The sequence below is a fragment of the Polaribacter sp. OB-PA-B3 genome, from assembly GCF_054589375.1.
The window spans coordinates 34,104-50,354 of sequence record NZ_BAAIIX010000007.1 but is presented as its reverse complement, the minus strand read 5'-3'; the positions used below and the strand labels follow the sequence as shown (position 1 = coordinate 50,354).

17 protein-coding genes are annotated in these 16,251 nt (G+C 29.9%); 12 read left to right on the top strand and 5 right to left on the bottom strand.

The window, feature by feature from the left end:
• Positions 1-98: 98 nt before the first annotated feature.
• Positions 99-230 carry a hypothetical protein gene (locus tag ACYPV9_RS12435; RefSeq protein ID WP_459744174.1) on the top strand — a complete coding sequence of 44 codons (132 nt, stop codon included), beginning with the start codon at positions 99-101 and terminating at the stop codon, positions 228-230.
• Positions 231-282: 52 nt separating this feature from the next.
• Here the strand turns inward: ACYPV9_RS12435 and nadE are convergent, their stop codons facing one another.
• The gene (nadE, locus tag ACYPV9_RS12430; RefSeq protein ID WP_459744171.1) at positions 283-1,071 is read right to left on the bottom strand and encodes an NAD(+) synthase; all 789 of its coding nucleotides are present in this window, start codon (positions 1,069-1,071) and stop codon (positions 283-285) included.
• Positions 1,072-1,130: 59 nt separating this feature from the next.
• On the opposite strand from nadE, the gene gldB reads away from it, so the two are divergent.
• On the top strand, positions 1,131-2,093 hold the full coding sequence (gene gldB / locus ACYPV9_RS12425) for a gliding motility lipoprotein GldB (protein WP_459744170.1): 963 nt from the start codon (positions 1,131-1,133) through the stop codon (positions 2,091-2,093).
• Entirely contained in the window at positions 2,093-2,428 is a 336-nt protein-coding gene (gene gldC / locus ACYPV9_RS12420) for a gliding motility protein GldC (protein ID WP_077810996.1), read from the top strand. The genes gldB and gldC overlap by 1 nt, the downstream gene beginning before the upstream one ends.
• 127 nt (positions 2,429-2,555) lie before the next feature.
• On the opposite strand, the gene ACYPV9_RS12415 is transcribed toward gldC, so the two are convergent.
• From ACYPV9_RS12415 to rpsO, 4 genes are all read right to left on the bottom strand, one after another.
• On the bottom strand, positions 2,556-4,040 hold the full coding sequence (locus ACYPV9_RS12415) for an OmpA family protein (protein WP_459744167.1): 1,485 nt from the start codon (positions 4,038-4,040) through the stop codon (positions 2,556-2,558).
• 71 nt (positions 4,041-4,111) lie between these two features.
• Positions 4,112-5,236: a 2-amino-4-hydroxy-6-hydroxymethyldihydropteridine diphosphokinase gene (gene folK / locus ACYPV9_RS12410; protein ID WP_459744165.1), complete on the bottom strand. Its 1,125-nt coding sequence runs from the start codon at positions 5,234-5,236 to the stop codon at positions 4,112-4,114.
• A 108-nt stretch (positions 5,237-5,344) separates the two neighbouring features.
• Positions 5,345-7,576: a polyribonucleotide nucleotidyltransferase gene (locus tag ACYPV9_RS12405; protein WP_299063417.1), complete on the bottom strand. Its 2,232-nt coding sequence runs from the start codon at positions 7,574-7,576 to the stop codon at positions 5,345-5,347.
• Between the two features lie 187 nt (positions 7,577-7,763).
• Positions 7,764-8,033, bottom strand: a complete 270-nt coding sequence (gene rpsO / locus ACYPV9_RS12400) for a 30S ribosomal protein S15 (protein ID WP_077811000.1) — start codon at positions 8,031-8,033, stop codon at positions 7,764-7,766.
• 482 nt (positions 8,034-8,515) lie between these two features.
• Here rpsO and ACYPV9_RS12395 point away from each other — a divergent pair, with 482 nt between their 5' ends.
• The 9 genes from ACYPV9_RS12395 to ACYPV9_RS12355 all read left to right on the top strand — a co-directional run bounded on the left by ACYPV9_RS12395 (position 8,516) and on the right by ACYPV9_RS12355 (position 16,182).
• Complete coding sequence (locus tag ACYPV9_RS12395; RefSeq protein ID WP_299063424.1) at positions 8,516-9,340, top strand: prephenate dehydratase; 825 nt, start codon at positions 8,516-8,518, stop codon at positions 9,338-9,340.
• The gene (locus tag ACYPV9_RS12390; RefSeq protein WP_459744161.1) at positions 9,337-10,479 is read left to right on the top strand and encodes a pyridoxal phosphate-dependent aminotransferase; all 1,143 of its coding nucleotides are present in this window, start codon (positions 9,337-9,339) and stop codon (positions 10,477-10,479) included. Before ACYPV9_RS12395 ends, ACYPV9_RS12390 begins: the two co-directional genes overlap by 4 nt.
• A gap of 3 nt (positions 10,480-10,482) precedes the next feature.
• Complete coding sequence (locus tag ACYPV9_RS12385) at positions 10,483-11,334, top strand: prephenate dehydrogenase (protein WP_459744157.1); 852 nt, start codon at positions 10,483-10,485, stop codon at positions 11,332-11,334.
• Between the two features lie 20 nt (positions 11,335-11,354).
• The gene (locus ACYPV9_RS12380; RefSeq protein WP_299063433.1) at positions 11,355-12,437 is read left to right on the top strand and encodes a bifunctional 3-deoxy-7-phosphoheptulonate synthase/chorismate mutase type II; all 1,083 of its coding nucleotides are present in this window, start codon (positions 11,355-11,357) and stop codon (positions 12,435-12,437) included.
• A gap of 238 nt (positions 12,438-12,675) precedes the next feature.
• Positions 12,676-13,641 (top strand): ribosome small subunit-dependent GTPase A, encoded by a 966-nt coding sequence (gene rsgA, locus ACYPV9_RS12375; RefSeq protein ID WP_459744155.1) that lies wholly within the window; start codon positions 12,676-12,678, stop codon positions 13,639-13,641.
• 15 nt (positions 13,642-13,656) lie between these two features.
• Positions 13,657-14,109, top strand: a complete 453-nt coding sequence (gene dtd / locus ACYPV9_RS12370) for a D-aminoacyl-tRNA deacylase (protein WP_459744154.1) — start codon at positions 13,657-13,659, stop codon at positions 14,107-14,109.
• 8 nt (positions 14,110-14,117) lie between these two features.
• Complete coding sequence (locus ACYPV9_RS12365; protein WP_459744153.1) at positions 14,118-14,762, top strand: TatD family hydrolase; 645 nt, start codon at positions 14,118-14,120, stop codon at positions 14,760-14,762.
• Positions 14,759-15,472 carry a tRNA threonylcarbamoyladenosine dehydratase gene (locus ACYPV9_RS12360; RefSeq protein WP_459744152.1) on the top strand — a complete coding sequence of 238 codons (714 nt, stop codon included), beginning with the start codon at positions 14,759-14,761 and terminating at the stop codon, positions 15,470-15,472. Before ACYPV9_RS12365 ends, ACYPV9_RS12360 begins: the two co-directional genes overlap by 4 nt.
• Before the next feature lie 77 nt (positions 15,473-15,549).
• On the top strand, positions 15,550-16,182 hold the full coding sequence (locus tag ACYPV9_RS12355; RefSeq protein ID WP_459744151.1) for a YceI family protein: 633 nt from the start codon (positions 15,550-15,552) through the stop codon (positions 16,180-16,182).
• Positions 16,183-16,251: the final 69 nt, after the last annotated feature.

Sequence of the window (16,251 nt, the reverse complement as noted above, 5' to 3'; positions counted from 1 at the left end):
TTATTAAATTGTAAAATTGGGGGTTTTCCCCTACTAATGTATATATTTTCGAAATAGTTTTTTTGTATATTGCACGTGCTAAAGAAAAATAATTAATTATGAAAAGAGTATTTCAACTTTTAAAAATTGTTCAACTATTTATTCTTCTTCCATTCGAAATCTCTAAAGGTTCTAAAAGACGAGCGTATATGAGAATTAAAAAAATGATGATTGCAGCAAATCTGCTGTAAATTTTACCCTAAAATGCAAAAAAAATCCCGCAATTTAATTACGGGATTTTTTTTATTTTAAATTTTCTGGAATTTCACAGACTGGTATTGGTACCATTTTATGCTGGTTAATTCTGTTTAACCTTTCATATATTTTAAAAACCTCTTTTTGTCTTCCTGTAAAGTCACTTTCATTTTTTTGAAGATCTTGCATCTTCATAGCCCATTCTAATTCGTCATAAGAAGCCCCAATTTGATCTTCATCGGTTCTACTGTCACCAAATAAACCATCGGTAGGTTGTGCTTTTTGAATCGATTCTGGCACATCTAAATAAGCAGCTAAATCATAAACTTCAGATTTCATTAAATCTGCAATAGGACTTAAGTCTACACCACCATCACCATATTTAGTATAGAAACCAACACCAAAATCTTCAACTTTATTTCCTGTTCCTGCAACTAAATAACTGTGTAAACCTGCAAAATAATATAAAGTAGTCATTCGCAACCTTGCTCTAGTATTTGCTAAAGTTAAATCGAGTTTAGTAGAACTCTCTGTGTTTGGTACAACTTTTTTAAAATCTTCAAAAGTAGAGGTTAAATTCACTCTAACTTCAGAAACGTTAGAAAATTTTTCTTTTAATTGCTTAATATGTTCTTCGGCTCTAGTAACTTGGCTCTCTGCTTGATGTATTGGCATTTCTACGCATAAAGTTGGCAAACCTGTTTTAGCACAAAGTGTAGATGTTAAAGCAGAATCTATTCCGCCAGAAACACCAACAACAAAACCTTTTACACCAGCTTTTTCAGCATAACTTTTTAACCAAGAAATAATATGAATTGCTACTTTTTCTGTATTCATTAGATAAACTATTTTAGTATTTTTATCGTTTATAATTCTATTAGCAATATACAAAGTTTATGAGATTTTTTCTAGTGATTTTAGGGGTTTTATTTAGTTTTTATTCATGTAATACAAGTAATAGTATAAATAAAATAGATGTTTCTAAGGTTGTTGTTAATTTTGATGTGAAACGTTTTGACGTAGATTTTTATACTTCTAAAGAAGAAGATTTAAAAGAGTTAAAGAATATTTATCCATATTTTTTTCCAAAGGGAATTACTGATAGTCTATCAATATCAAAAATGAACAATAAAGAAGAGTTAGAGCTTTTTAGTGAAACTCAACTTATTTATAAAGATATTAATCCGCTTAAAATTCAATTAGAATCTTTGTTTAAACATGTAAAATACTACAATCCTAAATTTGAAGCGCCAAATGTAGTTACCATGTTAACAAATATAGATTATGATAGTAGAGTGATTTACGCAGATAGTTTATTAATTATTTCTTTGGATGTTTATTTAGGTAAAAAACATAAGTTTTATAATGATTACCCAACTTATATTAAAGAAAATAATACTAAAGATCATATTATTGTAGATGTAGCTAACGAGATAATTCGTAGACAAGTTTCGCCTTCAAGAGAAAGAAGTTTTATAGCAAAAATGATTAATGAAGGAAAGAAAATGTACTTGTTAGATTTTTATTTACCAAACGTTTCTGATATTGAAAAAATAGGGTATCAAGAAGATAAGTTTAATTGGATAATTGAAAATGAAGAACAAATTTGGGCTTATTTTATCGAAAAGAAATTACTTTTTAGTACCGATACAAAATTGAATAAACGTTTTTTAGAAGTAGCGCCATTTTCTAAGTTTTATATGGGACAAGATAATTTATCTCCTGGTAGAGCAGGTGTTTGGTTAGGTTGGCAAATTGTTCGTTCTTATATGCAACAGAATGATGTATCTTTGCAAGAACTTTTAGAAATTAATGAATTAGATTTATATAAAAAATCTAAATATAAGCCTAGAAAATAATGTCAGTAAAACATAATTCAGAAATTAAATTTAACGTTGGTTTAGACGAGAATAAAGTGCCAGAAGAAATTTCTTGGACAGCTAAAGATGGTGGTATAGAAAACGAAACTTCTAAATCTATTATGATATCTGTTTGGGATCATAAAAAGAAAGATACATTACGTATGGATTTATGGACAAAAGATATGCCTGTAGATGAAATGAAACAATTTTACCATCAAACCTTAGTGTCTATGGCAGATACTTTTGAACGCGCCACAGATGATCAGAAAATGAGTGCTACAATGCGAGACTTTTGTGAATATTTTGCAGAAAAATTAGAGCTTAAAAAGTAGCTCTTTATAAAAGTATTAAAATTAAAGAAAGGATGTATTTATGTACATCCTTTTTTTTGTGGGTTTTACTCAAAAATAAAGCGAGTATATTTAAATATACTCGCTTTATAATTTTAAGGTTTTCGAATTATTCTAAAGATCCAGAAGGTTTAATTTCTACCCTTCTGTTTAATTGTCTACCACCAGCGTTTTCGTTAGAGAATTTAGGTCTAGATTCTCCAAATCCTTTCGCGCTAAGGTTATCACTATTAATACCTTCTTTTATCATATATTTTCTAACTGCATTTGCTCTTCTTTGAGATAAGTACAAGTTATATCTATCACTGTTTCTGTCATCTGTATGTCCTTCAATTAAAAACTTAACATTTGGCACTTGTTTCATTAATTTAACAATCTTATCAATTGTACTAAAAGATATAGTTTTAATTCTATCACTATTAGTATCAAAGTATATACTAGTTGCTAATAATGCAATTTGATTATTAATGTTAGACGCATTGTTTGTATTAGGTTCTGGTTTAGGGCAACCTTTGTTTTCTACAGTTCCTGGAGTTGCAGGGCATAAATCTTTACCATCCATAACACCATCACCGTCAGAATCAATATTTAATGGACAACCTTCGTTAGATTCTGGACCATATTCTAAAGGACACTTGTCTTTGTAATCTGGTAGACCATCTTTATCAGAATCTACAGCTTTACCATTACCATAAACCATTACACCTGCAGGTGTATTTGGTTCTATGTCTAGTTCATCCATTACACCATCCTTATCTGTATCAACAATTTGAAATTTACCTCTACTGTCTCCGTTTTCGTCTCCCCAAATGGTAAATACTTTCTTTTTTCCTAATTTAAAAGATACACCTAAACTAGAAACAAAAAATGTTTCCCAATCTTGTTTATTAGATATTGCAGCATCTAAATGATCTTCGTAATTAAAGTACATACCTGTTCTAAATTCTAAATCTAGTTTTTTATTTAATCTTCTTTTAAGACCAAATTGAGCAGATAAATAAATAGAACTAGCTGCATTTTGACTATTTCTTGACGGGTTAAATCCAAAATCTACAATTTCTACATTTCTACCATCAGAAAATCTTTCATATAATGTAGAGTTATATTGATGATAACCAACACCAAAATATCCAGCAGCATGCCATTTTGAAGCTGCTGTTTGATATAAGTTTGTAAAACTAAAAACTAAATTTAATTCTGCACCGTAAGCAGCGCCTTCAAAGTTTAGGTTATCTTGATTCACTACTTTTCCTTCAGAATAAAGTACAAAATAATTAGATTCGTTAGAAAAGTATTGTGCACCTCCAGATATTTTGTTGTAAGATGCTTTAAATTCTAAACCTAAAAGTGGATTAAACATTTTATTTACATATGCATAACCACCAAAATTAAAGTAATTAGTATCATCTCCAGTACCTATAGAACGTAAGTCTCCATGCATTATAAAATTACTGAAACCTCCACCAACAGCCCAACTGTTAGAGTTTTCTAAATCTATTCTATTTCCGTAAGTAATTTCGTCTGTAGTAAATTGACTAAATATTGCAGTGTTTGATAAAACAGTTAAAATTGCAATTAAAAAAATTCTCCTCATTGTGGGTATAGTATATAATATTTAACAAATTTGGGGGGAATTAATATCGGCACAAAAGTATAATATTTTTTTTAATTATACTTTATTTTATTTATGATAAAATTGTAATCTTTTTTGTTGTTAACAAAGTCAATTTCAGACACATCTATAATTAATAAGTTTAGGTTTTCTTGCGTTGATATAAAGCTTTTATAACCGTCGTGTATTTTTTTTAGATATTCAGATTCAATGTTTTGCTCGTATGTTCTTCCCCTTTTTTTAATATTCTCTAAAAGTCGCTCTGTATTTTGATATAAATATACGTAAAGGTCTGGTTTAGTAATCTCTTTGTAAATCAAATTAAACATTTTCCTATACAAAATATACTCATCATTAGATAAAGTAACTTGTGCGAATATTAAAGATTTAAAAATATAATAATCTGAAACAATGAAGTTCTTAAATAAGTCGAATTGTGCTAAATCATCGCTAAGTTGTTGGTATCGGTCGGCCAAAAAACTCATTTCTAAAGGGAAAGCGTATCTATCCTTATCTTCATAAAATTTAGGTAAAAATGGGTTGTCTGCAAATCTCTCTAATACTAGTTTTGCATTAAATTCATCAGACATCATTTTAGCTAAAGAAGTTTTACCGGCTCCAATATTACCTTCAATTGCAATATAGTTGTATTTCTCTGTAATTGGTATAGGTCTAACTAGTTGTTCGTTTATTTTATGTATTTCAGAATGATCTGCACAATCGCGTAAACATGTACTAATTTGTTTTTTTTCTATCGGATGAATTACATTGGTAGCAATTTCTTCTAAAGGAACCATTACAAACTTTCTTTGCAACATTTTAGAATGTGGTACAATTAGATTTTTAGAAAATATAATTTCATCTTCAAATAATAAAACATCAATATCAATATTTCTGTTTTCGTAATTTTTTGAAGATTTACGTTCTCTACCTAACTTCTGTTCAATTGATAATACATCTTTAAGTAAGGTCTCCGGCGGCAAGTATGTGGATACTTTAATACATATATTATAAAAATCGTTACCATCAAAACCCCAAGAGGCAGTTTTGTAAATTGATGATATCTTTTGAATCGCGCCAATTTTGTCTCCAATTAAGTTGATGGCTTTTTGGAGGTTTTCTAGCTTATTTCCTTGGTTTGTGCCTAAGGATAAATATGTAATACGTTGAATTTTCATATAGAGAGTACAAAGAAAATAAAAGCATTTAGATTATTACGTTTTAAACAAAAAAAATCGCCAAAATAATTTTGGCGATTTTTAATATTTAGATAAAAAGGTTAAAAATTAGTCCTTTTTATTTTCTCTTGGTTTTCTGTCATCACGTCTGTTGTCTCTTCCACGATTATCTCTACCTCCTCCAGAACGCTTATCGTCTCTTGGTGGTCTTGCAACATAACCTTCTGGCTTTTCTAATAAAGCTTTTCTTGAAACTTTTTCTTTTCTAGTTCTTGGGTCTAATCCGAAATATTTAACATCTAAAATGTCTCCTAATTTTACAACATCAGAAACATTGTCTGTACGTTCCCAGGCAAGTTCACTTACGTGTAATAAAACTTCATTTCCTGGAGCTTCTGTATATTCTACTACAGCACCAAAATCTAACATTTTAATTACTTTAACTTCGTAAACAGAACCTTTTTCTGGTTTAAACATCATAGATTCTATTTTAGAAATAACAGCCTCTATACCTTCTGGTTTTGTTCCTAAAATTTCTATAATTCCTTCTTCTGTTACAGCATCTTCTGTAATTACAATTGTAGTTTCAGTTTCTTTCTGTAATTCTTGAATGTGTTTACCACCTGGCCCAATAAAAGCACCAATTAATTCGTTAGGAATTCTTCTGTTAACCATTTTCGGAGCATGCGCTTTTACTTCTGCACTTGGCGCTTCGATAGTATCAGTTAATTTACTTAAAATATGTAAACGTCCATCACGAGCTTGTTTTAGAGCGTTTACTAAAATCTCGTAACTTAATCCTTTAATTTTAATATCCATTTGACATGCAGTAATACCTTCTGCAGTACCAGTTACTTTAAAATCCATGTCTCCTAAATGATCTTCATCACCTAAAATATCAGATAATACGGCATAACGATCACCATCAGAAATTAATCCCATAGCAATACCAGAAACTGGTCTAGTTAATTTTACACCAGCATCCATTAATGCCATTGTACCTGCACAAACTGTAGCCATAGAAGAAGAACCATTAGATTCTAAAACTTCAGATACAACTCTTACTGTATATGGACAATCATCAGGAATCATTCCTTTTAAACCACGTTGCGCTAAGTTACCATGACCAACTTCTCTACGAGATGTTCCTCTTAATGGTCTAGCTTCACCTGTACAAAAAGGAGGGAAGTTATAATGTAAATAGAAAGACTCTTCACCTTCGTAAGATGGCATATCTATTTTGTTAGCTTCTCTAGAAGTTCCTAATGTTACCGTTGCTAATGCTTGAGTTTCACCACGAGTAAAAATAGAAGAACCATGTGTAGATGGTAAGTAATCTACTTCACACCAAATTGGTCTAATTTCATCTGTTTTTCTTCCGTCTAAACGAATTCCTTCACTTAAAGTTAATTCTCTTACGGCTTCTTTTTCTGCTTTGTTGTAGTATTTAGATACTAAACCACCAAACTCTTCTAATTCTTCTTCTGTAAAAGTAGCAATTACTTCTTCTTTTACCTCTGCAAATGCAGCACCGCGTTCTGCTTTAGAAGTACCTTGTTTAGCAATAGCATAACATTTATCGTAAGCTAAATCGTGTATCTTTTTAGCTAATTCTTCATTTTGTTCTGCAGTAGCGTACTCACGTACTTCTTTTTTACCAAAAGCTTCTGCTAAAGCAACTTGTGCTTTAATTTGAACTTTAATAGATTCATGTGCAAATTTAATTGCATCTGCCATTTCTTCTTCAGAAATTTCATCCATTTCACCTTCTACCATCATTACAGAATCTGCAGAAGCACCAATCATCATATCGATATCAGACTCTGCTAATTGTGCTCTACTAGGATTGATAACAAATTCTCCGTTTACTCTGGCAACACGTGCTTCAGAAATTGGGCATTCGAAAGGGAAATCACTTAATTGTATAGCAGCAGAAGCAGCTAAACCTGCTAATGCATCTGGCATAACATCATCATCATGAGACATTAATTGTATCATAACTTGAGTTTCTGCGTGGTAATCTTTTGGAAACAAAGGACGTAAAACTCTGTCTACTAAACGCATTGTTAATACTTCACCATCACTAGGTCTTGCTTCTCTTTTAAAGAAACCTCCAGGATAACGTCCAGCAGCTGCAAATTTTTCCCTATAATCTACAGTTAAAGGTAAAAAATCTACATCTGCTTGTTTGTAATTAGATACTACTGTACATAATAACATTGCTTTTCCCATTTGAACAACAACAGAACCGTGTGCTTGTTTTGCTAATTTACCGGTTTCTAATGAGATGGTTCTTCCATCACCAAGGTCTATAACCTCTTTAAATACTTTTGGAATCATAAAATTTTAATTCTAATTTTTTAATACTTTGTGTTGTTGTGTTGTTGTTTGTTGTTGCAATGGAAATTCAAAAATGCTGTTACTATTTTTGATTTTTTATATTGTTGCTGATGTAGTTAGCATCAGGCTTTTTAAATTTATTGTAATAAAAAAGAGGCACGTTTATAGAGCCTCTTTTTTGTAAGAATTATTTTCTAATTCCTAATTCTTTGATAATCGCACGATATCTGTTGATTTCAGTTTTCTTTAGATAATCTAATAAACTTCTACGTTTACCTACCATCATTACTAATGAACGCTCTGTATTAAAATCTTTACGATTTCTTTTTAAATGCTCTGTTAAATGGTTAATTCTGTGCGTAAATAACGCAATTTGCCCTTCTGAAGAACCAGTATCGTTTTTTCCTTTACCGTGTTTTTCGAAAATGCTTTCTTTAACTTCTTTAGTTAAGTACATGCCAATATTATTTAAATGATTATTATGTATATCAACGAAATTTTTTCATTGAAGGTGCAAATATACTATTATTTTTCTGATAAAATTAAATCTTGTATAAAGAAATTGTATTGCAATAATCTCTTTTTAATGACTTGATATCGTATATCTTACTACAGTAAAAATAAAATTAGATATTAACTTTATGATACTTTGATTAATTATTAAAGAAATTCATAAAACCAGTACTTTTTATTAAGTATATTTTACCAAATTGTCAATTCTTTTATAAAAAATGCGATATAATTTGTTTGTCTCAATATAATCTTTAGATTTGTCACATCAATAAAGAGAATCAATATGTTAAATAACACTTGGGCACGTTTCTATTTTTACTTTTACTTTTTTAGTAAGAGAAGAGACTTTGTATCTTGTTATTAAACAAAATAAAAAATATATAAAGTCTCGAATTTAATTCGAGACTTTTTTTTTGATATCAATTCATGAAAAAAGTAATCGCCATACAAGGGGCCGAAGGTTCAAATCATCATAAAGTTGCAAGAGACTTTTATGGTGCATCTATAGATTTAATAGAATGCATGTCTTTTGATAGTTTGGTTGATAGTTTGTTAAACTCGACTGCAAATATTGGTGTGATGGCTTTAGAAAATACAATTGCAGGATCGATAATACCAAATTATGCTTTAATAGATAATAATAATTTGCACATTATTGGAGAAGAGTATTTAAATATTCATCATCATTTAATGGCATTAAAAGGTCAAAAAATTACAGATATTAAAGAAGTTTGGTCGCATCCAATGGCTTTGCTACAATGTAAAGAGTTTTTTAAAGACTATCCGCAGATAAAATTAGTAGAAGATGTAGATACTGCAGAAGTTGCAAAGAGAATTTCTAAAGAAAACTTAATTGGTATTGCAGCAATTGCTCCTAAAATTGCAGCAGAAATTTTTAATTTACAGGTAATTGAAGATGAAATTCAAACAATTAAAGATAATTCTACTCGATTTGTAATTGTACAAACCAAAGCACCACAAATAAATGAAGAAGTAAATAAAGCATCTTTAAAATTTCAATTAGATCACAAAAGAGGAAGCTTAGCGGCAATTTTAAATGTGTTAAGCGATTGTAAAATGAATTTAACTAAAATACAATCTTTACCTGTTATAGAATCTCCGTGGAAATATTCATTTTTTGTAGATGTTACTTTTGATAATTTTAAAGAATATAAAAAAGCAAAAGCAATTATAGAAATAATGGCTGAAGAGTTTAAGATATTAGGAACGTATAAAAATGGGAGAAAATGATTAAAGCTGCCAAAAGATTAGATACAGTACAAGAATATTACTTCTCTAAAAAGTTAAGAGAAGTTAGAGGTTTAGCAGCAGCAGGAAAACCAATTATTAATATGGGAATCGGTTCCCCGGATTTGCAACCGCCTACAAAAGTATTAGAAGCAATTTCAAATAGTTTGGGTGATGCAAGTGCACATAAATATCAATCTTACCAAGGTTTACCAGAGTTAAGAAGTGCAATATCAAGTTTTTATAAAAGTAAGTTTTCTGTAGATGCAAATCCAGAGAATGAGATTTTACCTTTAATGGGAAGCAAAGAAGGAATTATGCATATTTCTATGGCTTTTTTAAATGAAGGCGATAAAGTTTTAATTCCGAATCCTGGTTACCCAACATATACATCTGTTACAAAATTAGTGGGTGCAGAACCACTTTTTTATAATTTAAGTGATGCAACTAATTGGCAGCCAGATTTTGAAACATTAGAAAATCTAGATTTATCTAATGTAAAAATTATGTGGGTAAATTATCCGCATATGCCAACAGGTACAGATGCTACATTTGCAACTTTCGAAAAATTAATAGCATTTGGTAAGAAACACAATATCTTAATTGTTAATGACAATCCGTATAGTTTTATCTTGAATGATAATCCTATTAGTATATTACAAGTAGATGGTGCAAAAGACATTGCTTTAGAATTAAATTCTTTAAGCAAGACATTTAATATGGCTGGTTGGAGAGTTGGTATGTTGTTAGGAAGTGCAACTTTTATCAATGAAGTTTTAAAAGTAAAGTCTAATATGGATTCTGGGATGTTTTATGGAATTCAAAAAGGAGCTATAGAAGCCTTACAATTATCTGATGATTGGTTTTCTAATCAAAATAAAATTTATGAAGAACGTAGAAAATTAATCTGGCAGTTGGCAGATAAATTAAACGCCACTTATAATAAAAATGCAACAGGTTTATTTGTTTGGGCAAAAATACCAGAAAGTAAAAAATCTGAAGAAGTAACAGATGCTGTCTTATACGATAATGATATTTTTATAACACCAGGAACAATTTTTGGTTCTCAAGGAGAAGGTTATATAAGATTTTCTTTGTGTGTAACAACAGATGTAATTAAAGAAGCAATATCAAGATTATAGGTTATGAATAATATTTACATGATTGGTATTGGTTTAATTGGTGGTAGTTTTGCCATTGATATTAAAAACCACAATCCAGAAGCAGTAATTCACGGAATTAGTAGAAAAGACGAAACGTTAAATAAAGCTTTAGAATTAAAATTAATTGATAAAAAAGCAACTTTAGACGATTTAGAAAATGCAGATTTAGTAATTGTATCAATTCCGGTAGATGCAACTGTAAAATTACTGCCAACAATTTTAGATAAAATTTCTGATAATACGTTGGTTGTAGATGCAGGTTCAACAAAAGAAGCAATTTGTAAAGTTGTTGAACATCATCCAAAAAGACGTAATTTTTTAGCAGCACACCCAATTGCCGGTACAGAAAATTCAGGGCCGTCGGCGGCCATTTCTGGCTTATATAAAGGGAAAACGAATATAATTTGCGAAGTAGAAAAAACAACTTTTAAATTGCAAGAAAAAGCTTTAGACCTTTTTAGGGCTATTGGAATGCGTATTCGTTACATGGATCCTGTTTCGCATGACAAGCATATTGCGTATGTTTCGCACTTATCTCACATTAGCGCATTTATGTTAGGTAAAACGGTAATAAATAAAGAAAAAAACGAGCGAGATATTTTTGATATGGCAGGTTCTGGGTTTGCATCAACTGTGCGTTTGGCAAAAAGTTCGCCAGCAATGTGGACACCAATTTTTAAACAAAATAAAGAAAACGTAATAGAAACGTTAGAAGAATACATTAACAATTTACAACAATTTAAAGAGTTGATGCAACAAGATAATTTCTCTGAAATTTTTAACGAAATGGAGAATACAAATTATATCAAACAAATTTTAAACGGCATAAAATAAGAGCCAAAACAAGTAGAAAAATGAAGAATACAAAAGAATTAAGAACATGGTTGGATGATATGAAATTAGATCATCCACTAGTAATAGCAGGGCCTTGTAGTGCAGAAACCGAAGAGCAGGTTTTAAAAATTGCACACGAATTAAAAGATTCTGATGTAAACTATTTTAGAGCAGGAATTTGGAAACCTAGAACAAGACCAGGAAATTTTGAGGGTGTTGGTGCTTTAGGTTTAGGTTGGCTTAAAAAAGTAAAAGAAGAAACAGGTATGAAAACCTGTACAGAGGTTGCAAATGCTGCACACGTAAAATTAGCTTTAGAAAATGATGTAGATTTATTATGGATTGGTGCCCGTTCTACAGTATCACCATTTATTATGCAAGAAATTGCAGATGCGTTACAAGGTACAGATAAAATTGTATTGGTTAAAAACCCTGTAAATCCAGATTTAGCACTATGGTTAGGTGGTATAGAAAGATTATACACTGCGGGTATTAAAAACTTAGGAGCAATTCATAGAGGTTTTTCTACTTATGAAAAATCAAAATATAGAAACATTCCAGAATGGCAATTAGCCATAGAGTTTCAAAACAAATTTCCAGATTTACCACTAATTTGCGATCCATCTCATATAACAGGTAACAGAGAAATGATTTTTGATGTCTCTCAAACTGCTTTAGATTTAAACTTTGATGGTTTAATGATAGAAACACATTTCGATCCAGACAACGCATGGTCTGATGCTGCACAACAAGTTACACCAACTAAGTTAAAGCAGATTATGGAAGATTTAAAAATAAGAAAAGAAACAAACACAGAGGCAGAATACAAAAGTAGTTTAGATAACTTAAGAGCTCAAATTAACGTGGTAGATAGCCAGTTAATTGAAACTTTAGGAAAAAGAATGAAAATTGCAGATGAAATTGGAGCTTTAAAGAAAGATAAAAACGTTGCAGTTTTACAATCTAAAAGATGGAATGAAATTTTAGGAAACATGATTTTAGAAGGTGAAAGCAAAGGATTAAGTGAAGAATTTGTTTTAAAAATGTTTAAAGCAATTCACCAAGAATCTATCAATCATCAAGAAAAAATTATTAAAGGATAGTTTTTGGGCGTTACCACAAGGGTCAGGCTTTCGTTACTCGCTTTTTTTGTAGAAAAACAAAAAAGAGCTCAAACAAACCACTCAATCCTTAACGCATAAGGCAAATGCAAAAAGAAATTATTTTTAGAATAAAAAAAAACCTTACAGATGTAACACTGTAAGGTTTTTTTATGACTAAAAATTATCCATAATCAACCTATTTTTCATAAATCAATTTTAATTCTGCATCTTTGTAGTAATGAAAGGAATCGTTTATAAATCTACAGGAAGTTGGTATCAAGTAAAATCTGATAACGGAGAATTTTACAAATGTAGAATCAAAGGAAAATTTAGAATCAAAGGAATTAAAAGTACCAATCCAATTGCTGTTGGAGATAAGGTGTTGTTTGATATTGAGAAAAAAAACGACGAAGAAACAGGTGTTATAAAAACAATTTTAGATAGAGATAATTTTATTGTTAGAAAATCTGTTAATTTATCTAAGCAAACACATATTATTGCAGCCAATGTAGACCAGGTTTTTTTGTTAATCACAATTAATAATCCGCCAACATTTACCACTTTTATAGATCGATTTTTAGTTTCTACAAGAGCCTACAGAATAGATACTATTTTGGTTTTTAATAAGATAGATTCTTATGAAATAGAAGAAAGAGCAGAAATTTTATATTTAAAAGATATCTATGAAGCAATTGGTTATAGATGTGTAGAAGTATCTGCAACAAAAAATAAAAATGTAGATCAAATTAAAGATTTAATGCTTGGTAAAACATCTATGTTTGTTGGGCATTCTGGTGTTGGTAAATCTACTTTAGTAAACGCTGTAGAACCTACATTAGATTTAAAAACCAAAGAAATTTCTGACCAACATAGTCAAGGAAAACATACAACAACTTTTGCAGAAATGTTTGATTTAAGTTTCGATGCAAAAATTATAGATACACCAGGTATTAAGGGTTTTGGAGTTGTAGACATCGATAAATATGAACTTGGCGATTATTTTCCTGAATTTTTTGCTTTAAAACAAGACTGTAAATTTAATAATTGTATACACACCAAAGAGCCGCAATGTGCTGTAAAAGACGCTTTAGAAAATGAAGAGGTTTCTTGGTCTCGTTATAAAAGTTATCTTCAAATTTTAAACGGAGAAGAAGAAAAAGAACATTTTAGAACAGATGTTTGGAATGAAGATGACAACGAATAACAAAATTTAATTTTTATGAAAGTTGTTATACAAAGAGTTACAGAAGCAAGTGTAACTATACATAAAATTAAAGTTGCAACAATTAACCAAGGGCTTTTAATTTTAGTTGGTATTGTAAACCAAGACACCCAAGAAGATATTGATTGGTTAGTGCGTAAAATTACAAATCTTAGAATTTTTAATGATGAAAACGGTGTAATGAATAAATCGCTTTTAGATACTAATGGTAATGTATTAGTGGTAAGTCAGTTTACCTTACACGCATCAACAAAAAAAGGAAACAGACCAAGTTATATTAAAGCAGCAAAGGCAGATGTTGCTATTCCTTTATATGAAAAGTTTGTAAAAACTTTAGAAAACGAAATTGGTAAAAAAGTACAAACTGGAGAATTTGGTGCAGACATGAAAGTAGCACTTTTAAATGACGGACCTATTACAATTATTATAGATTCTAAAAACAAAGAATAGCTTTTTTTATGAATTATGTCGATGCACATACGCATACTTTTTCTAAAGAAAAAAATGTTCTGTCTATTGTAAATAAATATCCAACTTCAAAAGATTTTTCATCTCCTTTTTCAATAGGAATTCATCCTTGGTTTATCAATCAAGAGAATTTAGAACAAGAGATTTTATTTGTGGAAGAAAAGTTGAATGATAAAAATTGTTTAGCTATTGGCGAATGTGGTTTGGATACATTAATAGATGTTAATTTTAGGTTTCAGAAAGAAGTATTTGTTAGACAAATTCAGTTATCAGAAAAATATAAAAAACCTTTAATAATTCATTGTGTTAAAGCACATCAAGAAATTATTGAATTCAAAAAAACATTAAGGCCAAAACAAGTTTGGGTGCTTCACGGATTTAATAAAAGCTTGCAATTGGCAGAAAGTTGTATTAAAAACGAACTTATTTTATCTTTTGGTAAGGCAATTATCAATAAAAATAAACTAGCAGAGGTTTTCAAAAAATTGCCATTAAAAACGATCCTTTTAGAAACAGATACTGATAATGTTAGTATTTTTGAAGTGTATAAAAAAGCATCAGAAATTAAAAATATCGAAGTAGTAAAGCTTCAAAAACAATTAGAACAAAATTTTAAAAATATATTTATAAAATGAGTTGGTTAGAGCGCACAGAGTTGTTGGTGCAAAAAGAAGGTCTAGAAAAATTAAAAAAAGCCAATATTTTAGTAGTGGGTTTAGGTGGTGTTGGTTCTTATGCCGCAGAATTTATAGTAAGAGCTGGTGTAAATAAAATGACAATTGTAGACGGAGATGTGTTTGATGAAACTAATAAAAATAGGCAATTACCCGCTTTAAATTCTACAATTGGTAAGCCAAAAGTAAAAGTTTTAGCAGATAGATTAAGAGATATAAATCCTGCAATAGAATTAACTGTTTTACAAGAATTTTTATCTCCAGAAAGAGCATTTGATATTGTAACAAAAGATTATGATTATGTTTTAGATTGTATAGATAGTATTACGCCAAAAGTTAATTTAATTGTGGCAGCTAGAAGAAAAAAAGTTAAAATTATTTCTTCTATGGGTGCGGGTGGTAAACTAGATGCAACTAAAATTAAAGTAAAAGACATTTCTAAAACTAAGAATTGCACAATGGCAAGAGTTTTAAGAAAGCGATTAAAAGAAAGAAAGGTAGATAAAGGTGTAAAAGCCGTTTTTTCTGATGAAGTTCAAATACCAGAGAGTGTAAAAATTACAGACGGCACTAATTTTAAGAAATCATATTATGGTACAATAAGCTTTATGCCAGCAGCGTTTGGTTTGCAAGCAGCAGCGCATGTTGTTAATTTTATTATAAAAAAGTAAAAAATACTTTCCAAGGGAAATAAAAGCGTTGTATATTTGCCATGGAAAACATTTTAAACTAATTAAATTAAAGTAATATGAAAAAAGTAATTTTATCATTAGTAATGGTAGCATCAGTATTAACTGCATGTAAAAGTGAAAAAAAAGAAAAAGTAGAGGCTAAAGAAGAAGTAAAAGTAGAAGCTACACAAGATTTAAATAATGTTGATGTTGCTAACTCTGTAATTACTTGGAAAGGTACAAAGCCAACAGGTGCGCATAACGGAACTATTATGTTAAAAGAAGGTTCTTTAAACGTAGAAGAAGGTAAGTTAGTAGGTGGTACTTTTGTTGTTGATATGTCTTCTATGAAAAACGAAGATTTAGATGCAGAAAGCGGTGCAAAATTAGTTGGTCATTTATCTGCGCCAGACTTTTTTGATGTAGCAACATACCCAATGTCTAAATTTGTTATTACTAATGTAGAAGAAGCAGAAGGTAAATTAGCTGTAACTGGTAATTTAACTGTTAAAGATGTAACAAAAAGTATTACAATACCTGCAATGTTAACTACAGAAGGTGATGTAACAACATTTACTAGTGAGAAATTTAATGTTGATAGAGCAGATTTTAATGTAAAATATGGTTCTAAAAAATTCTTCGACAACTTAAAAGATAAGTTTATTGATGATATGATAGAGTTTTCTTTTACAGTTAAAACAAAGGCATAATTTGATTTAAACATAAAATCAAAAAAATAAAAAACCCAAAACGAAAGTTTTGGGTTTTCTTTTTTATAT